Below are 18,138 nucleotides of genomic sequence, written 5' to 3' on the forward strand. Positions count from 1 at the left end.
CTGACACAACCGCTCTCTTCACCAGGGGGATCCATGCCGTTATGGGGCAGATCCGCACTGCGGCGCATCGCCGCGCGGGGGACGACCACGGCCGTGGGTGCCGCCATGGCGGCCATCACCGGCCTCGCCGCCGCTCCCGCGGTCCACGCGTCGCCGTCTGCCACGGGCGTCCTGCTGTGGGCACCGTGTGACGACCCGGAGAAGCCGGGAGCCGAGTGCGCCACTCTGTCGGTGCCGGTCGACTGGGCCCACCCGGACGGGCCGAGACTCGACCTGGCCGTGGCCCGCCGCAAGGCCACCGACCCCGGCACACGCGTCGGCTCGATGGTGTTCGGCCCCGGCGGGCCGGGCGACTCGGGTGTGCAGATGGTGGTGGGCCGTATCAGCCGGTTCAGCCCCGAGGTCCGCCGCAGGTTCGACATCGTCAGCTTCGACCCGCGCGGAGTGGGCGGCAGCAACCCGGTGACCTGCTCCGGCCACCTGCTCGCCGAGCGGCCGTCACCGGAGCTGAAGAGCCAGGCGGACTTCGACGCCACCGTGGCGTACAACAGGCGGCTCCGTGCCGACTGCCGTGCCCGTACCGGCCCGGTGTTCGACCACCTTGACACCGCCCAGACGGTCCGGGACCTGGACGCCCTCCGGGCCGCCCTCGGCGAGCGGAAACTGACCTTCCACGGCAGCTCGTACGGCACGCTGCTCGGTGCGCAGTACGCCGAGACCTACCCGCGCCGCGTGCGCGCGATGGTGCTGGAGAGCGTCATGGACCACAGCGTCCCGACCACCCGTGCCTTCCTGCGGTCCGAGGCGGCCACGGCAGAGGATTCCTTCCAGGAGTTCGTGAAGTGGTGCGACGGTGCTGCAAACTGCGCGCTGCACGGCCGCGACGTCCGCGCCGTCTGGCAGGGCCTGTTGGCCCGGGCCGGGCGCGGCGAGCTGGAGGCGCCGACAAAGCCGGGCACTTCGCTGTCGTCATCGGACCTGGTCAACAAGATCGCGTTCCGCAAGTTCTACGAGGCCGACTACGCCGGCCTGGCCACGGCGATCGCGGGCATGGAGGCGAGCAAGCCGCTGCCCGCGTCGCCCACTTCGACAGCGCCGCTGCATCCGGCCACGCCGGTCTTCTGCTCGGACTGGCACCTGCCTGTGCGCGACTACCGGGAGTACGCCTCGCTCGTCGCCATGATGAACAGGACGGCGCCTGACCTGCCCTACCTGCTGCCGATCCACATGGCAGCGGCGTGTCTGGGCGCGCCGACCACCAACCCGCAGCACCGCCTGGACGCACACGGTGCCCCGCCCATCCTGGTGTCCAACGCGCTGCACGACCCCGCCACCGGTTACCCGTGGGCGGTCTCGGTGGCCCGGCAACTCGGCCGCAGCGGCGTGCTCCTCACCTACGAGGGCCACGGCCACGGCAGCGTCACCAGCGGCCCGTGCATGGAGGACGCCGTGGACAGCTACCTCACCGAACTGGCAGCCCCACCACGGGGCACCAGCTGCCCCGCCGTGATCAGATAGTCGGCGAAGTGCTCGGTCAGCGGCTCGCCGGTGAGCGGTTCCAGAAAGAGGAACTGACCCTGGGGGTTGACCTCCAGCCAGACGGGTTCACCTCCTGGTGTGAGCTTGAGGTCGATCACGCCCATGGGCAGCCCCAGTCGGTCGAGCACCGTACGGACCATCCGGGCCAGGTCCTGGGGGACCGGCCACCGCGTGATCGGGACGTTGAGGTCGGGGCGCCAGTCCAGTTCCTCCGTCTCGATGAGCGCCGCGAACATGCGCTCGCCGAAGCAGTTGAGCCGGATGTGGTGCCGACCCGGAACGTACTCCTGGTACGTCGCCGGGCACACCGCGAAGGACTCGGCAGGCAGCGCCTCCGGGTCCTCGATCCACCGCGTGTACAGGGACGGGCCCCGCGCGCCCACGACCGGCTTGACGATGACCCGCCCGATCTCGCGGGTGAAGTCCACCACCTCGTCACGTGACTGCGTGATCAGCGTCCGCGGCACACGGAAGCCCGCCTGCTGGGCTACCCACAGCTGGTAGACCTTGTCGGACGCCCGGTCGGTCGCCTCCGGCGGCGAGATCCACTCGCCGTGGAACGAGGCGGCGAGGATTCCCCCCAGCGCTCCACGGCAGTCGTTGTTGACCAGGCTGACCTGCTGCGCGCCGAGACCCGTGCCGTCCGACCCGGCGGCGGACATGGTGAGCTGCTGGTCCGCCCGCGCGCGGCGCCACCAGAGCACCTCCGCTTGCGCGGGGGGCACCGTCCGGCCCTCCGACGTCGGCACCGCCGCCGAGGCTCCGGAGCCGTCCGACGTCCCGGACAGGTGCCAGGTCAGGCCGGGTCTGCCGCTCACCGCGTCGCACTCCAGGATGTGGAACTCCTCACCGCGGGCGCGCACCGCGTGCTGCACCGCGATGGCGTGAAGGTCGTCGTGGAAGGACAGGGCCAGGATCATGCCGCGTCGCACATGTCGGAGCAGCAGTGGGGCCCGCACCCCGTCTCACAGGCGTGGCCGGCCAGGCTCTCGGCGGAGATTTCCAGACCGGTGGTGGTCCGAAGGGCTTCCTCCCAGGCCTGCAGCTCCTCGGGTGTCTTCAGTTCTACGAACCCGGTCGCCTGGGTGCTGAACACCACCGGCGGAGCGGTGCTGGTGAAGCTTTCCTGACTCTGGTCCAAGGGCTCGCCAAGCTTGAAGCCGGTCATGGTCACGGCCTCCCTCGATTGTCTCTCGCCCCCGAGTCACGATTTCTGCCTTCTGATTCTTCTCCTTCTACTCAACCACCGCTGTACCGGGGCCGCATCCGCCCGACGGTCGCCTGGTAGGTCTTTCAACTAACGCTCCGGGCCGGTGCGTTCACAGCGCGAGGGGTGGCGGTCGAAGGTTCTTCGGGGGTAGCCAGTGTTTAGGAAGTGGCCCTGGCGTCGAACGCGACGACATAGGCAGGATCGTGAGTCATGCGTGCAGTTGTGTTCGATATGGATGGGACGCTTCTGGACAGCGTCCCCACGGTGTCCCGCGCGTACGCCGACGCGATTCGCTCGCTCGGCGGCCCGCCGGTCTCGCCGGATGAAGTGGCCGCCGGCTGGCATGTCGGCCACACGGAGCTGGTTCTCGCACACTTCCTCGGCCGCACCTGTGGCCCCGCCGAGGTCGAGCGGTTCCACGCTTACCTGGATCCGGCCGTCGCCGACCTGCGGCCGTTCCCCGGCATACCGGCCCTGCTCGACGAAGTCGCCGATGCGGGCATGCGGCTGGGCGTATTCACGGCGGCCACCCGGCGAGTGGCTTCGAGCATGCTCGCTGCCGCCGGAATCGACGCGCGATTTGGCGTGGTCGTCGCAGGCGACGAAGTCGGCAGGCCCAAGCCGGCGCCGGACGGGTTGTTGCTGGCACTGCGGCAGCTCGGGGTTCCGGCCGGGGCAACTGCCTATGTGGGTGACGCTGAAGTGGACCTCGACTGTGCCAACGCCGCGGGAACGCTGGGAGTGCACGCCAGGTGGGGTGCACGCGCCGGTGTCCGTGCCGGGGCTCACCCGGTCGCGGCGAGTCCGTACGACGTGCTCAGCCTACTGGTGGCGCTACGCAGGCGTACGGGCGACGGCACGGCCCGCCAGGGCGGCTCCGGGACAGTGTCCCGCAGATCTGCAGATCAGGTGAGGCTCGCGAGTGAGGATAGGCAGTCGTGATCACCATTGGTTCGTTGCGCGAGGAGGACCGCGCCGCCTGGGAAGCGCTGGCGCGCGGTTACAAGGCGTTCTACCGCACCATGGTGCCGGACGAGGGCTACGAGCAGACCTGGCAGCGGCTACGGGGCGGCACCGAGTTCCACGGCATCGGCGCCTGGTCGCAAGGAAAGCTGGTCGGCATCGCGCACTACCTGTTCCACCCGACGTTCTGGATGGAAGACAGCTGCTACCTCCAGGACCTCTTCGTCGACGAGGCTGCACGCGGCCGAGGCGTGGCGCGGATGCTGATCGAGAAGGTGGCCGATGCATCGCGGGAGCGGGGGGCATCCCGCTTCTACTGGACCACTCAGGAGGACAACGTCGCCGCCCGCGCACTGTACGACAAGGTGGCGAGCTTCAAGGGGTTCATACGCTACGACTACCCCATTGGCTTGCGACCTGGGGGAAGTGCTGGCGGGGCCGGTCAGCAGTGACGTGAGAACGGCCGCGTGGGTTAGGGCCTGTCGTTCGGATCACGTCGCGGACGCGGGCCCAGCCTAATCTCCGACCGCTCCGCGCGGCGCCCCACCCGCCGCCGGGCCAGCACCGAACTCGTCCTCGTCCGCGGCAGAGCCAGCTGATCACACCAGCCGAACCCGTCAGGCCCGCACGTCCAGACCACAATTTCTGCCGCGGTCGTAAGTGATCCATGGCGCCATCGGCGCCCAGGGCGCCCCGTCGTCTCCGCTCTCGCTGCCCCGGGCAAGACCGTGACCGCTGTGACCCGCGACGCGCACGTCGGCCGTCGGCGGAGCTCTGACGGCGATCACCGCCGGATCCGGCCCGCTTAAGGCCGGGTTCGGCGGCGGAAGCACGCGTTGCCGACACGTTCGTCCCATAACCTCGTGCCTGGAGACGTCAGATGTCATGCGGAGCGACATTCAGGAGGCGATGGTGTTCGGAAGGGGCATGCGGTTGTTCGCGGGCGCCATGGCCGTGGCCTGCATGGTGCTCGTCGGCCCCAGTGCGCCGAGCGGTGCCCTCTCCGGCAGGTCACTGCCCGTCACCGCTGCCAGGGATGTCGTACCGGACCGGGTCATGACGTGGAACATCTGCAACCCCTGCGAGGTGAGCAACGTCGACCGGGCGGCGGAGATCGCCACGTATGCCCCCCAGGTCATCGGCCTGCAAGAAGCGTGCGTGCGCGACGTCGAGAGGATCCGGGAGTACCTGGAGCGCCTGCACGGGCTCGCCTACCACGTCGAGTACGGGATGGTTCTCCAGGACTGGGGCCGTTGCGGTGGATTGCCGTGGAGTCCGGGAGCCTTCGGCCAGGCGGTCCTCTCGGCGGCTCCGATGACCGAGCGCGTCAGCGTGGAATACCCCGACGGCGGATCCGAGGACCGTGGGTACATGGCCGTCACCACCGTGGTGGGCGGCCAGCGGGTCCGGGTCTTCAACACACACCTCGCCCAACGACGTCAGGAGGCAGTCCGGGCGGACCAGGTGCGTGTACTAGCCGAAGAGGTCGCCCGGTACGACCGCGCCATCGTTCTCGGCGACTTCAACGCGGTGCCCGATGCTCCCGAACTCAGCCCGATGTGGGCGCTGGCCGCGGATCCAGACTCCGGGTGTCGCCCCTCGTCCGCCGGCACCTGCGAGCCGACCACCGACTGGCAGAGCAAGTTCGACTACGTCTTCCTGCGGGGCATGGCCCCACTCGAGCACCGCGTGCGCCCCACCTCGTACTCGGACCACCATCTCGTGCACGCCGACGTCGATGGCGGGGCCGGCGGCCAACGGTCAGTGGACTCGGTCACGGCACCGGCCGCTTGATACGCAGCACGTACCCGCCGTCGCCGTCTGCTCCAGGGCAGCGAGGACATCGCCGCCCACATCTCGGCGTACCGTGCGCCGGAGGCGAGCCTCGGAATCAGCCCGCGCCCGATCGCCATCGAGGAGTACGGCACACCCTCCGAGATGGCAACTCCGGCGCCCTCATCGGCTACGCAGCCAAGTTCGAGCGGGCGGGCATCAGGGACGCCGAGTTCGCCTTCTACGAGTGGTACGGCGACATGTCCGGGATCATGCTCGTCACCACGCCCCGGCCCAGACCGGCATCGACGGCATGGCCTCCCTCAAGAGTGCGGACAACCAGATCAGCGTCGTCGCGGGCGGCTGCACCGGCTCCTTCAGCAACGGCTCCATCACGGTGCCCGTGGCGATGAACGCCACCGACGGCTACCACACCTCCCGATGAGGCAGCACCGATGGCCCCGCGTCCGCGCCCGCAACCCGCGGCCCGAGAGTTCACCGAGCTGGTGCGTGCCCATGACATCTGGCACGGAGTCGTTGCCGTGACGGCCACAACGGGTGGGGTCTTCGACTGGTCGTACATGGCGTACGGAAAAGCATCGGGCGGGCAGCGAGACCAGGCTGCCCGTGCCTGTCTGGTTGACGACACGAACGGGGAATCACATGTCACGGATGAAGCGTGTGGTGCAGGGCGCGGTCGCGGCGGGCGTGAGCGCCGTCGCCTTGACGGCTCTGGCACCGACGGCGTCGGCGGCACCGGCCACCGCGACCGCTGCTTACAACGGCGCCTGCGGCACCGGCTACAAGACCGTCAACTCCACGCCGGTCGGAACCATCGGCACGGCCTATCTCACCTACAACTCCGCCACCGGCATGAACTGCGCGGTAGCCATCCGGAATATGGCGGGTGACCCGGTTTCGATGGACTTGTTCATCCGGCGCAGCGGCGACGAGATCTTCAACGACCAGGACGGCGGCCTCCTCCGTTCCTACGTCGGCCCGGTCCACGTCGACGCCGCCGGGTCTTGCGTGGACTGGTGGGGCCAGATCGATGGAGTGCACTTCGGAAAGTCCGGCACCAACTGCGGCTAGTCCGCGTCGATTCCGCCGCGGACGCGCGTGCGCACCCGCGTCCGCGGCACTGGCCGCGTGGGCCCCTGGCACCTGCCGGGCACGACTGCTGCCTTCCCGGCCGCTGTCATGCGCGCCGTCGGGCCCACAACGGGGTGACGAACGCGATGAGGACGGCAGCGATGCCGATCTGGAAGATGTGGCGGATCCAGTCGATACCGCCGGTGTCGCGCACACCGAAGGCGGTGGCGAGCGCGTTGCCGGCGACGGCGCCGAGGATGCCCATGACGACCGTCAGCCACAGGGGAATGGGCTGACGCCCGGGAACGACGAGCTTGGCGAGCAGGCCGATGATCAGCCCGGCGATGATCGCCCAGAGGAACGACACGGCAACTCCTTCCGTTTGTTGCCCCATTCGGGCACCACACAAGTGCCCGCCGGATGCCCCCATAAGCGTGGTCCGGCGAAGGACCTCCACTCACCCAGGCGTCACGGACCGGTGTTCGATCACCGGCGCGAGGGACACCTCTCCGCAGCAACCCGCCGGATGCCGTCCGCCACCGGAGTGAACTGGCGGACCTGCGTGAGGTCGCCGGCGCGCGCGTGGCAGGTATCCCTGCTGGGTGGCGAGCCGGTGGAGCGCTGGACAGAGCCGGCCGGCCCCCGGGTCTCAGAACGACGAGGAGCGGAGAAAGCCCATGGGCCACGGCGGAAACGTCATCCAGGAACTGACCGCGGATCACCGCGAGGTGGACGACCTCTTCTCGCAGATCGAAGCGCTGCCGGGGGCCGACGAGCGGCGACGTGAACTGGCGGACCGGCTCACCATGGAGCTGATCCGGCACTCGGTGGCCGAGGAGGAGTACCTGTACCCGACGGTGCGCCGGTACGTCGACGGCGGGGACGACCTCGCCGACAAGGAGCTCGCCGACCACGGCGAAGTGGAGCGCATGCTCAAGGAGCTCGAAGGCTGCCGGCCCGGGGACGGGCGTTTCGACACCCTGATCGTGCGGCTGAAGAACGCCGTCACGGCCCATGTCGGCGACGAGGAGAACCGGCTCTTCCCGATGCTGGCCGACGTCTGCTCCGCCGATGCCCTGGAGGAGCTGGGTGAGAAGGTCCGCTCGGCCAAGGAGCACGCCCCCACCCGCCCGCACCCCTCGGCGCCGGACACCCCACCCGCCAACAAACTCCTCGCGCCCGGTACCGGCATGGTCGACCGCCTGCGCGACATGCTCACAGGCCGCGGAAAGCAGGACTGACCGGCAGGACCGGCAGGGCTGAAACGGTTCCCGTGCCCCCGGCACGGCACGGCGCGGCACGGCGCGGCACGGCCACGGCTCGGCGACCGGCGGTCACAGTTCCTCGATCTGCGGGCCGTGCGGGAACCGCAGATCGAACACCGGTCGGCTCAAGGCGACGTCCTGCCCGCGCCCCATCGGCTCCGGACCGGTTGCAGTCGTCAAAGAGCCCGTGTCTCATGAGTGAGCGGCTGATCAACGCATGGCGGACGGGGCGGCCCGGTCCCGCCGGGGCCGTACGGGAGGCGGGATGTCAGGACGGCGGCGCACCCCCGGCATCGTGGCGGTGGTGGTCCTCGTCACCGCCGGTGCCTGCGGGACGCCCTCCGAGCGGCGCGACAGCGTCACCGCGCAAGTGACGCGATTCGAGCGGGCGCTCGACACCGGACAGCGTGAACGCCTGTGCACCGCCCTCGCGCCCTCGACCAGGGAGGAACTGGAGCAGTCGGCCAAGCGCAGCTGCGCGCAGGCGATCGGTGAGCAGGGCCTTCCCGCGGCGGGCGCGGTACGGCGCGTGGATGTCTACGGTGATCAGGCCCGGGTGGTGCTGGAGCACGACACCCTCTTCCTCGCCCGCTTTCCCGCGGGGTGGAAGGTCACCGCGGCCGGGTGCCGGCCCCGGCCGCAGCGCCCGTACCAGTGCGAGATCGAGGGCGGGTGACGGACCGTGAAGACGTTGTTCGTGGGAACACTGCTCGTGATCGTGGTCGGCCTGGCGTACTTCATGACGTTGGGACTGATGCACCGATGACCCCGGCACCGGAGCACGGCGAGGACACCGCACCGGCCGGGCGTCGTGCGCGTCGCTTCCTCCGCCACAACAGTCTCGGCCTCTTCTTCCTGACCTCGTTCCTGCTGGCACTCGCCGGACAGGCCGTGGCCGGACGCGCGGAGTTCAACAATCAACTCGTGTCGGACGGTATGGCGCCCCTCGGCTTCGGCGCCTACCTCACGTCCTCGGACTTCGCCGTTGACGTCACGGAGAACTGGCAGTCGGAATACCTGCAGTTCTTCCTCTACATCTTCGCCACCGTCTGGCTGCTGCAGCGCGGCTCACCGGAATCCAAGGAACTGGACAAGGCCGGCACCGAGTCCGACAGGGACCAGATGGTGGGCCCGTACGCCAAAGGCGACTCTCCGCGCTGGGCCGCGGCCACGGACTGGCGGGGCTTTGTGTACTCCCGCTCCTTGGGGCTGGTGATGGGCGCCGTCTTCCTGCTGTCGTGGCTGACCCAGTCCGTCACCGGTGTCGCCGCCTACAACGAAGAGCAACTGCGCCGGCTGCAAGCCCCCATCAGCTGGACGGAGTACCTGTCCGCCGCGGACTTCTGGAGCCGCACACTGCAGAACTGGCAGTCCGAACTGCTGGCCGTCGCCTCCATGGCCGTCCTCGCCATCTACCTGAGGCAACGTGGATCACCGGAGTCCAAGCCGGTCGGCGCGTCCGACTCCGCCACCGGCGTCGAGGGCTGAGCACGGGTGGTCCATGCGGCCCGTGGGGTCCCCGGGGCTTCGGCCGGCAGGCCGACAGAGTTCCTGCTGCTCGTACCACCTGAGGACGCGCGTGGCCCGCAGGGTGTTCCACCGGCTCGGCTTCCCCTCGCCGTCGTCGATGGGGAAGTGCAGCTCGCCGGGATGGGGGTTCTCCAGCGGCCAGCGGCCGTCCGCGTCGCGCTTGGCCCGTACCAGGTCGATCGCCTCGGCGACCCGGTCGTCGGGGGTGACGCCGGCCGCGCGCAGGTAGTCGAGACCGCGTAGTACGTCGTAGTGCCAGAAGGTCGGACAGGAGAACTTCGTCCAGGCTGCCGGACCGTTGGTCTTGCGGTCCTGGTCGATTGCCCGGCCGGTCGACAGCCGCCGGAACAGCCGCCGCTCCAGGAGGTACTCCTGGCCGCGGAGCCGGGCGTCGGCCACCTCGGGGGCGCCTCCTGTCGCCGACTCGTATTCGAGCAGCCCTTCCAGCACGTCGATCGTGGTGTGGAACGACCCCCGGGTGGAGCCGTTCTCCTGCTCGCAGTTCCACCCGCCGTCGGCCATCTGCTCGCCGAGGAGCCGCTCGACGATCAGCGTGACGTCCATGCCGAAGTAGGCTCCGAGCGCCACGGTCCGGCCGTTGACGCACGGCTCCACCTCCCCTGAGAAGAACGGCTCGCCGTCGTGCTCCCACTGGACGTTCTCGCGCACCAGACCGACGGCGTGGCGCGCCCCCGCACTGTCCGGTTCGACACCGAACGCCCGCAGCAACACCAGACTCCAGGTGGTGGAGGTCCACGCGGGGAACAGGGTGCCCTGCCGTGCAGGTCCGAGCGAATGCCACCACTTCTCCGCGGCCTCGGAGCGGAACGCGGGCACGTCGGAGGGCCACTGGCCGTGCGGTTGCTGGAGGGCCAGCAGCCGACTGCCCCAGCCCTCGCCCGCGACACGGGCCCGTTCGGCCGTGACCTGCTCCACGGGCGCGTCGGTGAGATCACGCAGTACCTGCCAGCGGATCGCCGGGTCACCTTTCAGCAGCCAGCCGATGACGTCCACCCGCCCCCACCTCCTTCGGGAAAGACGCTAGCGCTCCACGGCGCCGGCACCGGCGCGATGTGACGTGGTCGCGGCCCGTCATTCCGGCTGGGCAGGCCAGGTCGCCCGAGGTCCGCAGGTCGGCCCCGGGAGGGTGAGCACGGCCCGTCCGCCACAGCATTCCCTCACTGTGCGTGTTCACGGTGCGATTCGCTGCTGTGGGCGAAGCGGCCCCCGGTGTTATTCAATGAGGTGTGCGTCAGGGATCTCGGGGCCCCGCCGCACGGGTCCGAGTACTGCCCCGGCACCGCGCCGGGGACTGCTGAGAGAGCCGCATGGACTCCACACCGTCGCCCTCGTCCCCATCGGCGTTCGACCTGGTCAGTCGCGCCCTGGGGCGCTACATCCCGCGCGGTGGAGCGGACGCGGCCGCCGATCCTGCCGACGCGCAGGGTGACCGCACCACGCGCCGGCACGTACCCGGTGACCCGGCAGCCGGCGGTCAGGAGCAGATCCTCGGCGCGGTCAACCTGGACAGGGATCTGATCATCACCCGCTGCAATCTGGACGCCCCCGTATTCGCGGGTCTGGACGCCGTGGCCGGGAAGCCGTTCGTCGATCTCCTGCCCCCGGGGGACGTACCGACGGTCACGCGGCGGTTGCGGCAGGTCGTGGAGACCGGAGAGGCGCACGTCGCCCGCATCCAGCGCCTGCGGCGCGGCGACGGGTCGGAGCTGGTGGTCTCGATGAGCATCCTGCCCGCAGCGGCGCCTGAGGAGGGCCTGACCGTCTCGTTGATCGCCATGGCGAGGAGGTTGCACCTTTACGCGGCCGAGACCGCGATCGGTACCTCGCTGGACATCGGCGAGACCGCGCAGTCGCTGGCGGAGTCGCTGTTGGCCTGGGGAGACGTGGCCGCCGTCGACCTCGACTTCGCCGTGTGGACGGGCGAGGGCGTCACCGGTCGGGCGAAGGGTCCCATCCGACTGCGGCGAGCGGCCCTGGTGCCGGACCGGGCGTGGCCCGAGGGCTATGTGACTCCGGGCGACGATCTTCCCCGCGACGCGAGTCGCCTGCTGGCGCAGGCGGTACTGCGGGACGATGCTCCGCAGACCATCGTCATACCCGACCGTGAGGCGGTCGAGCGGGTATTCGCCAGTCCGCGGGTCGCGCGTGCCCTGGTGCCCGGTGAGCGGTCGGCGGGTGTGGCGTGCATACCACTGGTCCTGGACGGCGCGCCGCCCGTCGTCCTGGGCGTGGCGGAGGTCTGGCGGCGGGCGGACTGCCCCTTCCGCGACAGCGAGCTGTTCGACCTGCAAGAACTGGTGGCCAGGACCGCCCATCACGTCGATCTGGCTCGTCAGCACCAGCGCGAGCACACGCAGGTGCTGGCGTTGCAGCGTCGGCTCCTGCCCCGGACCGGCGGCGACACCATCCAGATCGCCAGCGTCTACCAGCCCGCCACACCCGACAGCGCGGGTGTCGGGGGCGACTGGGTGAACAGCTTTCCGCTGCCTGACGGCCGTACCGCCCTGGTGGTCGGTGACGTCGTCGGGCATGGCCTGGGAGCCGCGGCAACGATGGGCCAGCTCAGTATGGAGGCCCGCGCGCTGCTGTCCGCGGGGCTCGCGCCCGACGAGGTACTGGAGCACCTGGACGAGACCGTGACGCTGCTGGACGACGCGGAGTCCGGGCTGGCGGCCGGCTACAGCGCCCTGGGGTCGACGTGCTGCATCGCCCTCTACGACCCGGTCAGCCACCACGTGGCGCTGTCCAGCGCAGGCCACCTCCCCCCGGTCCTGGTCTCCCCGGACGGGCACGCGGGCCCGCTCGCGGTCCGCCCGCACCCCGGCCTGGGCGCCGAGTTCGCGCTGCGGGAGCCGTTCGACGTGCACACGTTCGACGCACCCCCGGGCTCCCTGCTCGCCCTCTACACCGACGGCCTGGTGGAGGATCCGGCCGTGTCGATCGACGAGGGCATCGGCAGGCTGGCGGATGCCGTGTCCACGGTGCATCCCTGGGACGCCCTGCAGCAGGCCGCACGGCACGTCGTCTCCGTGCTGGCGCCCGCGCGCCAGCGCGACGATGTGACGCTGCTGCTCGCGCGGATGATCGGCTACCGCAAGGGGGACACCGCGACCTGGCGGCTGCCCGCCCGCCGCGACGCCCCCGCCCGTGCCCGCGCGCAGGTCTCCGCGCTGCTGAGGCAATGGCGCACCAGGGACGACACCCGGGACAGCGTGGTGCTGCTGGTCAGCGAGCTGGTCACGAACGCGGTGCGCTTCGCCACCGGTCCCATCACGGTACGGCTGATCAGGGCCGGTCACGGCCTGCTGTGCGAGGTGGGCGACACCGGCAACGGCAGGCCACTTCTGAGGCGGGGCGGACTGCTCGACGACGGCGGTCGTGGCCTGGGCGTCGTGCACAGGGTCACCACCCGGTGGGGAGTGCGGTGGACGGACACCGGGAAGGTGGTCTGGGCGGAAGTCGCGAGGTAGCGCGGCCTCGCTCTAGAGCCACTCCCCTTCCAGGGCGGTCGCGGTGAGACCCGGTGCCGCCGCGTACAGAACGGCGCGATTGCCGGGCTTCTGCTGCCCGGCGTCATGCGCCCGCCGCAGGATGTCGAACACGGCGGCGCCTCCGCGGTTGCCGCTGGTGTAGCTGTCCCGGCTGTAGTCCAGCAGCCCCGACGGCCACGCGGCGGGCATCGTTTGCTCCATGTACTCCAGCACCCGGGTCCCGCCGGGGTGCGCGAGCAGAACGTCGGGGTGCCAGGAGTCGGGCTCGTCCTGGTAACGGACGCGCAGCCACTCCCACATCGCGGTGACCGTCTCCTGCACGGCGCGCGGTCCGCGCCGGTCCATGACGAAGTGGGTGCCGTCCGCCCGTGTCTCCAGGCGGTGCAGGTCCTGCGTGCCGGGCAGGGTGTGGTGCCAGGCGGCGTCCAGCCGCAGCACCGACTCGGGCCTCGGGCGGCCCGTGACCACCGCGGCGACCGCGGTGTCCGCGAACAGCAACCGGACGATCAGAGACTCAAGGGTGTCGTCCGCGGGCTGGTAGGTCGTGCTCAGCGCCTCCGCGATGACGATCAGGACCACCCGGTCGGGGTCCGCGGCCACGAGATCTGCCGCCAGGGCCAGGGAGCGGGTCCCCGCGATACAGGCCCACTGCGTCGCCGGCAGCATCATCACGTCACTGCGCAGCTGAAGCTTGTTGGCCAGGGCTATGTCCAGACCCGGCAGCGCCGGGGTGGTGGAGTTACTGGTGATCACGCAGTCGATGTCCGCGGCGTCGAGCCCGGCTATCTGCAAGGCCCCGCGCGCCGCACGCTCCCCGTAGGACCGGACGGCCTCCCAGGCCGGCGCTGTGCGCTCCTGAATGGTCTGCGGCGCGGGTATGGTCTCGAGGGTGGCGATCGCGCGGTCCACGTCCTGCTGGGTGAACCCGCCGCGGGCCAGCGCCTCTTGGGCCGGCTCGATGCCGACGGCCCGCAGGGCGCTGCCGCTGCCGGGCGCGACGGCGGTCTCCAGCGGCAGCATCCACCCGCGGGTGTCGATGCCCGTACTGGCCGCGATGCCGTCGATCCGCGGCGCCCATGCCGCGTGCGGGTGCCGGTCGCTCACCTCTGCCACGATCTGGCTGGTAGTTACGGAGTGCTCGCCGTGTATCACGGCAGGAGGGCAGAGGTAAGCGGCCATAGCGGGGCACCTTTCAACGGGGGACAGGGGAACGTCACGAGTGCTGTGTCGTAGGTCACTTTGAGGCGTCGCGCCCAGAGGATGCCGATGAGATCCACTTCGGGCGGCGATGTCCGTTTCGAGGATGGATGCTAAATGGACATTTCCGCTGTGATGCACGCAACTTAGACGCCTTTGAGTGCGTGATACGGCACACACCGAGTCGCATCGGCGTTATCTGGCTCACCGTCAGCCAGGGGGACGGTTACCGCGACGGTGCGCGGCGGGCGGATACCCCGCGGATTCCTGCCGCCGGGCAGTCCGGGGCCGCAACTTTCAGGACATCTCGCGCATCAAACGTGCATGGACTCCAAGCGCACGGTGTTCGGGGCAACGCTGGCTGCCTTGGTGCTCGCCCTGGCGCCCAGCGCGATCGCCGTGGGCGACGATCCCTCTGTCACGCCGTCGACACCGTCTCCCCTGCCGACTCGGGCGTACGCGACGATCAGCGCCGACGAGGAGATCAACGTGGGGTCGGGGGCGCAGTCGGTCACCGTGGGCTGGATGTTCTGGGACGGCGGGGCGCAGGTCCCCGTTCCCACGGACGATTCGCTCGTCATCGACGCACGTGACCTGTCGGGCATCGCGAGTGTCACGGTCGACGACCCGCGGTGCACGGCAGACGCGCGGGTCCTCACCTGCGTCAACGAGGACGCCGCGCAGAGCCGTTCGGTCGCATTCACCCTGCGTGCGGACGCGGGAGCCGCACCGGGCGCCGGCGGCACGGTCACGTACACCCTCACCGCCGACCACGCCACCGGCGCCACCGCGAAGGCGAAGGTGGTGGTCGGCACCCCGAACCTGGTCGTCGGCCGGGTGCCGGACGTGACGCACGCCAGGATCGGTTCCCGGATCGATGTGCCGCTCCGGCTGCGCAACACCGGGGATCTGGCCACTGACCGGCGCATCATGCTGCGTTGGGAATCGGTGGGCGGTCTGCTCTTCGACCGTAAGTTCTCCAACTGCGCCTACGGCGAAGGCGATGATCCCCGCGAACCCGGCGGCCAGGCATCCGTCACGTGCGTCTTCCCGATCTCCTCGGACTCCGTGCCCGCGGGGGGCACCGTGGAGCTGAGCAGCCCCCTGACCGCCACGGTCGGCAAGCGCACCCTGACCGCCGTGACCGACTACTCGGTCCGCCTGCTGAAGCCGCGCGAACAACCCGGCGGCGGCAGTCACCAGGGCACCGGCCCGGCGCTCACCCTGGTGCGGGCGTCCGGAGCGGGAGGCGGATTCGAGAACGATGCCGAGGGCCGGTTCACCGTCGCGGCCGACAACTCCGCGGATCTCGCGGCCGATGCCACGACGAAACCGGGCCGCAGGGCGGGCGAATGGACCCTGGACATCAACGCCGTGAACCGCGGACCGGCCTCCGCGTACGGGGTCGACGACAAGTCCGTCGCCGTGATCGACGTCGTCCTGCCCAAGGGTGTGGTCGCGACCGGCACCGCTCACATGGAGGAGGAGGACAGCCCTTACGGCCCCTGCCGTCGCTGGGTCAGCGGCACCACGACTGCACCTTTCGAGGCGGGGCACCGGCATTACGTGTGCACCGTGCCGTTCGGTGTCGCCGCAGGCGAGAGCCAGCTGTTCGAACTGTGGGTGAAGCCGGCCAGGACCTACGACGGCGCCAAGGGCACGGCGACCGTGCGTCCCGGCCCGGCCGGCATCCCCCTTCACGACCCGGACGCCTCCAACGACAGCACCACCTTCGCCTTCGGCACGCCGACTGCGGCGGCACCGTCCGGCGGCACTCCGGCCGTGACGGGCGTGGGCCGCACGCTCATCGTCACCGCAGCCGGGGCTGCTGTGCTGGGCGCCGTCGTCCTCGTCGTCCGCCGCCGCGGGCGTAACGGGCGTACCCACTGAAACACCCTGCCATCGACGTTGATCGGCCTGGCAGTCGGCGAGTGTGGCTTCGTGGGCGCAACGAGGACGGCCGGACAGCGGTCACCGTCCGGCCGTCAACGCAGCGGGCCAAAGGCACAGGAGCGCCGCCGCTACTTACTTGTAGACGACCCAGAGCTCATAGTCGTCGCCGGGTATCCAGCTACCGTCGATGCACTTCCACTTCGTCCAGACCCCGTCCTTCTGGCCCTGGTAGCCGGCCTGACGGCAGTCCTCGAGCCAGTAGTAGTAGGTGACGAACTCGTAGTCGGCCGGGGCCTTCACCGCGTGCGTCACCCCCCGGTCCTCCTGCGCGCTTGCCGGAGTGGCTGCGGCCAGGGAAAAGGCAGCAGCAGCGGACGCGATTCCCAGTGCGAGCTTACGGAGCTTCATGAGTCTCCTAGGTCGTAGGGCGATTGCCGGAACCGGACGACACATGCGTCACGCCGGGAACGCCCCGGGCGGTCGTGTCGACGGAGACTCTGGCACCACAGCAGGTGACCGCCAAGCAGGACTCCCGTCCGGGACATGTCCGGGACGGGAAGCCCGTCCTGACCTGCGGTGTCCGGGGGCGGGCCCCTCCCTTGTCCGGTGGTGGTCGCCTCGCCCCGGCCATCGGACAGGGTTTCGCCGCGGTGGGGGAGGGGGCGCCGACAGGCGCGAGCAGTGGTGCCGGCGGCAAATCCCGGCCGGCCGTCAGCGGGGAGTCAGCCCGCGCTCCTGGGCCGCCGCTCCGAAGTAGTCGCCACCCTTGCGCCTGGCGTCGTCGGTGCCCCAGGCCTGCTCGCCGTCGCCGGCGGAACGGTCCGCACTGCTGGTGTTCTGCCGGACCGGTGCTTTGACCAGCCTCGGTATGTGCTTCGAGCAGTGGATGTACGCCTCCTCGACCTCGACCTCCACCCACATGTGGGGGCGGCGGCCGGGTACCGGATCGACCGGTAGGTCTGGAACCCTCTGGCGCATCGTGTCATCGGTGACCAGCTGTGCGCGGCCGTTCACATGGAGACCGATGCGGTCCTGAGAGAAGTCGATCATCAGCATGCCGATGTGTGGGTTCTCCCGGATGTTGCCGAGCGAGGCCATGACGCCGTTCCCGCGGTACTCCGGGTATGCCAGGGTCGTGTCGTCGAGTACCCGGAGAAACCCCGGCGGGCCGGCCCGGAAGGTGCTGTCGCACTCGCCGTGACTGTCCGCAGTCGCGAGGAAGAACATCTCCTGGCGGGCCACGAACTCCTTCATACGTGGGTTGAGCCGGTCCAGAACCTGCTCGTCGTAGAAGCGGTCGGCGCGGCCGACCGTGCCCAACTCACGTTGGATCTGGTGCTCGCCGTGGCTACCGGGCCGGTCTGCCCGCTCATCGTGGTGCAACGGTCCTCCTGACAGGATTTCGGCAGGGCGGTAGCTCATCGAGCCGTGGAGCCGGGACTCGCGTCCGCGCTCGGGGGCCCTGCTCTCGGTGTTCACCTCGGCCCACGTGACTGATTTCATCACCTGGCAGGCCGAAAATCGCCACCGGCCCTGCAGGGAAGACTAAGACCTGTCCTGCAAAGAGTGGGGAAGGAGGGGCACCAGCGCGATGGCTGAAAGCCGGTGCGGCACTCGCTGATCGCCGCTGCAGCCATGGTTCCGGAAGGGTGCCGCTACGGGCCGTGAATACGGGGCACTTGACCACCGGTGCCGGTTCGACCGGCACCGGTGGCAGAGGCGGCGAGGTCACATCACGCGACGGCGGTTCCCTCAAGCTCGACCAGCTGGCCGGGAATCGCCAGCCGCGTCACCCCGAGCATCGTGGTGGTAGGCGCCACACCGGCGGCGGCCAACCGCCCGGCCAGCACGCCGTAGTGCTGGAAAAGCAGATCGACGTCGGTCGTGTAGACGTTGAGCCGGACGACGTTCGCCAGAGACATGTCGGCCCCGTCGAGCACGGCCTCCAGGTTGTCGATGCTCAGCGCCAACTGCGCCGCCATGTCACCGTCATGCTGGGGCTTGCCCTCGTCGCTCATCGCAGTCTGCCCCGAGATGTACAGGGTCCGGGTGTGCCCGGAGACGACCTCACCCTGGTTGAATCCCACCTCCGTCGACCACGTCACCGGGTTGACCGCCGTTCGTTCCACTGCCACGTCAGCTCCGTTCGATCATGGGGAGTACG

19 protein-coding genes are annotated in these 18,138 nt (G+C 70.0%); 11 read left to right on the forward strand and 8 right to left on the reverse strand.

Features of this window, described 5'->3' with window-relative positions; genetic code table 11:
- Positions 1-33 precede the first annotated feature (33 nt).
- On the forward strand, positions 34-1,518 hold the full coding sequence (locus tag SCNRRL3882_RS39035) for an alpha/beta hydrolase (RefSeq protein WP_029181065.1): 1,485 nt from the start codon (positions 34-36) through the stop codon (positions 1,516-1,518).
- On the opposite strand, the gene SCNRRL3882_RS39040 is transcribed toward SCNRRL3882_RS39035, so the two are convergent.
- Together SCNRRL3882_RS39040 and SCNRRL3882_RS39045 are read right to left on the reverse strand one after the other, a co-directional pair.
- Positions 1,458-2,459: an ATP-grasp domain-containing protein gene (locus SCNRRL3882_RS39040; RefSeq protein ID WP_010038353.1), complete on the reverse strand. Its 1,002-nt coding sequence runs from the start codon at positions 2,457-2,459 to the stop codon at positions 1,458-1,460. The genes SCNRRL3882_RS39035 and SCNRRL3882_RS39040 overlap by 61 nt on opposite strands.
- Positions 2,456-2,707: a hypothetical protein gene (locus SCNRRL3882_RS39045; protein ID WP_010038355.1), complete on the reverse strand. Its 252-nt coding sequence runs from the start codon at positions 2,705-2,707 to the stop codon at positions 2,456-2,458. The genes SCNRRL3882_RS39040 and SCNRRL3882_RS39045 overlap by 4 nt, the downstream gene beginning before the upstream one ends.
- A 252-nt stretch (positions 2,708-2,959) precedes the next feature.
- Between SCNRRL3882_RS39045 and SCNRRL3882_RS39050 the strand changes: the two genes are divergently transcribed.
- The 5 genes from SCNRRL3882_RS39050 to SCNRRL3882_RS39075 all read left to right on the forward strand — a co-directional run bounded on the left by SCNRRL3882_RS39050 (position 2,960) and on the right by SCNRRL3882_RS39075 (position 6,577).
- Positions 2,960-3,691 (forward strand): HAD family hydrolase, encoded by a 732-nt coding sequence (locus SCNRRL3882_RS39050; protein WP_010038359.1) that lies wholly within the window; start codon positions 2,960-2,962, stop codon positions 3,689-3,691.
- On the forward strand, positions 3,688-4,164 hold the full coding sequence (locus tag SCNRRL3882_RS39055) for a GNAT family N-acetyltransferase (protein ID WP_010038361.1): 477 nt from the start codon (positions 3,688-3,690) through the stop codon (positions 4,162-4,164). The genes SCNRRL3882_RS39050 and SCNRRL3882_RS39055 overlap by 4 nt, the downstream gene beginning before the upstream one ends.
- A 433-nt stretch (positions 4,165-4,597) precedes the next feature.
- Positions 4,598-5,506 (forward strand): endonuclease/exonuclease/phosphatase family protein, encoded by a 909-nt coding sequence (locus tag SCNRRL3882_RS39065; protein WP_010038363.1) that lies wholly within the window; start codon positions 4,598-4,600, stop codon positions 5,504-5,506.
- Positions 5,507-5,798: 292 nt separating this feature from the next.
- The gene (locus SCNRRL3882_RS42320; RefSeq protein ID WP_267880839.1) at positions 5,799-5,930 is read left to right on the forward strand and encodes a hypothetical protein; all 132 of its coding nucleotides are present in this window, start codon (positions 5,799-5,801) and stop codon (positions 5,928-5,930) included.
- Positions 5,931-6,157: 227 nt separating this feature from the next.
- Complete coding sequence (locus SCNRRL3882_RS39075) at positions 6,158-6,577, forward strand: hypothetical protein (protein ID WP_010038365.1); 420 nt, start codon at positions 6,158-6,160, stop codon at positions 6,575-6,577.
- A 106-nt stretch (positions 6,578-6,683) separates the two neighbouring features.
- On the opposite strand, the gene SCNRRL3882_RS39080 is transcribed toward SCNRRL3882_RS39075, so the two are convergent.
- Positions 6,684-6,944, reverse strand: coding sequence for a GlsB/YeaQ/YmgE family stress response membrane protein (locus SCNRRL3882_RS39080; protein WP_010038369.1), 261 nt, complete (start codon positions 6,942-6,944; stop codon positions 6,684-6,686).
- A 310-nt stretch (positions 6,945-7,254) separates the two neighbouring features.
- Here SCNRRL3882_RS39080 and SCNRRL3882_RS39085 point away from each other — a divergent pair, with 310 nt between their 5' ends.
- From SCNRRL3882_RS39085 to SCNRRL3882_RS39095, 3 genes are all read left to right on the forward strand, one after another.
- Complete coding sequence (locus SCNRRL3882_RS39085; protein WP_010038372.1) at positions 7,255-7,818, forward strand: hemerythrin domain-containing protein; 564 nt, start codon at positions 7,255-7,257, stop codon at positions 7,816-7,818.
- Between the two features lie 289 nt (positions 7,819-8,107).
- Complete coding sequence (locus SCNRRL3882_RS39090; RefSeq protein ID WP_010038374.1) at positions 8,108-8,518, forward strand: hypothetical protein; 411 nt, start codon at positions 8,108-8,110, stop codon at positions 8,516-8,518.
- An 86-nt stretch (positions 8,519-8,604) separates the two neighbouring features.
- A complete protein-coding gene (locus SCNRRL3882_RS39095) occupies positions 8,605-9,330 on the forward strand; it encodes a DUF6766 family protein (RefSeq protein ID WP_010038376.1) in 726 nt (241 codons plus the stop codon).
- Here the strand turns inward: SCNRRL3882_RS39095 and SCNRRL3882_RS39100 are convergent.
- On the reverse strand, positions 9,274-10,386 hold the full coding sequence (locus tag SCNRRL3882_RS39100; protein ID WP_010038379.1) for a hypothetical protein: 1,113 nt from the start codon (positions 10,384-10,386) through the stop codon (positions 9,274-9,276). The two genes, SCNRRL3882_RS39095 and SCNRRL3882_RS39100, sit on opposite strands and share 57 nt — an antisense overlap.
- Positions 10,387-10,700: 314 nt before the next feature.
- Between SCNRRL3882_RS39100 and SCNRRL3882_RS39105 the strand changes: the two genes are divergently transcribed.
- Entirely contained in the window at positions 10,701-12,863 is a 2,163-nt protein-coding gene (locus SCNRRL3882_RS39105; RefSeq protein ID WP_010038380.1) for a SpoIIE family protein phosphatase, read from the forward strand.
- Positions 12,864-12,875: 12 nt separating this feature from the next.
- Here SCNRRL3882_RS39105 and SCNRRL3882_RS39110 read toward each other — a convergent pair whose 3' ends face one another.
- A complete protein-coding gene (locus SCNRRL3882_RS39110; protein ID WP_029181066.1) occupies positions 12,876-14,063 on the reverse strand; it encodes a polyketide synthase in 1,188 nt (395 codons plus the stop codon).
- Between the two features lie 342 nt (positions 14,064-14,405).
- On the opposite strand from SCNRRL3882_RS39110, the gene SCNRRL3882_RS39115 reads away from it, so the two are divergent.
- Positions 14,406-15,971: a hypothetical protein gene (locus SCNRRL3882_RS39115; RefSeq protein WP_010038382.1), complete on the forward strand. Its 1,566-nt coding sequence runs from the start codon at positions 14,406-14,408 to the stop codon at positions 15,969-15,971.
- Between the two features lie 135 nt (positions 15,972-16,106).
- Here the strand turns inward: SCNRRL3882_RS39115 and SCNRRL3882_RS40595 are convergent, their stop codons facing one another.
- The 3 genes from SCNRRL3882_RS40595 to SCNRRL3882_RS39130 all read right to left on the reverse strand — a co-directional run bounded on the left by SCNRRL3882_RS40595 (position 16,107) and on the right by SCNRRL3882_RS39130 (position 18,103).
- A complete protein-coding gene (locus SCNRRL3882_RS40595; protein ID WP_158688400.1) occupies positions 16,107-16,382 on the reverse strand; it encodes a YSIRK-type signal peptide-containing protein in 276 nt (91 codons plus the stop codon).
- 303 nt (positions 16,383-16,685) lie between these two features.
- The gene (locus tag SCNRRL3882_RS39125) at positions 16,686-17,357 is read right to left on the reverse strand and encodes a pyridoxamine 5'-phosphate oxidase family protein (RefSeq protein WP_010038386.1); all 672 of its coding nucleotides are present in this window, start codon (positions 17,355-17,357) and stop codon (positions 16,686-16,688) included.
- A 350-nt stretch (positions 17,358-17,707) separates the two neighbouring features.
- The gene (locus SCNRRL3882_RS39130; RefSeq protein ID WP_010038388.1) at positions 17,708-18,103 is read right to left on the reverse strand and encodes a RidA family protein; all 396 of its coding nucleotides are present in this window, start codon (positions 18,101-18,103) and stop codon (positions 17,708-17,710) included.
- Positions 18,104-18,138 lie beyond the last annotated feature (35 nt).

The sequence above is a fragment of the Streptomyces chartreusis NRRL 3882 genome, from assembly GCF_900236475.1.
Classification (GTDB): Bacteria; Actinomycetota; Actinomycetes; order Streptomycetales; family Streptomycetaceae; genus Streptomyces; species Streptomyces chartreusis_D.

What these genes read in the sequence shown, in the direction of transcription:
- SCNRRL3882_RS39040 (WP_010038353.1), bottom strand. Translation starts at nt 2,459, where the DNA reads ATGATCCTGGCCCTGTCCTTCCACGACGACCTTCACGCCATCGCGGTG.
- SCNRRL3882_RS39045 (WP_010038355.1), bottom strand. Translation starts at nt 2,707, where the DNA reads ATGACCGGCTTCAAGCTTGGCGAGCCCTTGGACCAGAGTCAGGAAAGC.
- SCNRRL3882_RS39035 (WP_029181065.1), top strand. Translation starts at nt 34, where the DNA reads ATGCCGTTATGGGGCAGATCCGCACTGCGGCGCATCGCCGCGCGGGGG.
- SCNRRL3882_RS39050 (WP_010038359.1), top strand. Translation starts at nt 2,960, where the DNA reads ATGCGTGCAGTTGTGTTCGATATGGATGGGACGCTTCTGGACAGCGTC.
- SCNRRL3882_RS39095 (WP_010038376.1), top strand. Translation starts at nt 8,605, where the DNA reads ATGACCCCGGCACCGGAGCACGGCGAGGACACCGCACCGGCCGGGCGT.
- SCNRRL3882_RS39090 (WP_010038374.1), top strand. Translation starts at nt 8,108, where the DNA reads ATGTCAGGACGGCGGCGCACCCCCGGCATCGTGGCGGTGGTGGTCCTC.
- SCNRRL3882_RS39110 (WP_029181066.1), bottom strand. Translation starts at nt 14,063, where the DNA reads ATGGCCGCTTACCTCTGCCCTCCTGCCGTGATACACGGCGAGCACTCC.
- SCNRRL3882_RS39105 (WP_010038380.1), top strand. Translation starts at nt 10,701, where the DNA reads ATGGACTCCACACCGTCGCCCTCGTCCCCATCGGCGTTCGACCTGGTC.
- SCNRRL3882_RS39075 (WP_010038365.1), top strand. Translation starts at nt 6,158, where the DNA reads ATGAAGCGTGTGGTGCAGGGCGCGGTCGCGGCGGGCGTGAGCGCCGTC.
- SCNRRL3882_RS40595 (WP_158688400.1), bottom strand. Translation starts at nt 16,382, where the DNA reads ATGAAGCTCCGTAAGCTCGCACTGGGAATCGCGTCCGCTGCTGCTGCC.
- SCNRRL3882_RS39065 (WP_010038363.1), top strand. Translation starts at nt 4,598, where the DNA reads ATGCGGAGCGACATTCAGGAGGCGATGGTGTTCGGAAGGGGCATGCGG.
- SCNRRL3882_RS39085 (WP_010038372.1), top strand. Translation starts at nt 7,255, where the DNA reads ATGGGCCACGGCGGAAACGTCATCCAGGAACTGACCGCGGATCACCGC.
- SCNRRL3882_RS39115 (WP_010038382.1), top strand. Translation starts at nt 14,406, where the DNA reads ATGGACTCCAAGCGCACGGTGTTCGGGGCAACGCTGGCTGCCTTGGTG.
- SCNRRL3882_RS42320 (WP_267880839.1), top strand. Translation starts at nt 5,799, where the DNA reads ATGGCCTCCCTCAAGAGTGCGGACAACCAGATCAGCGTCGTCGCGGGC.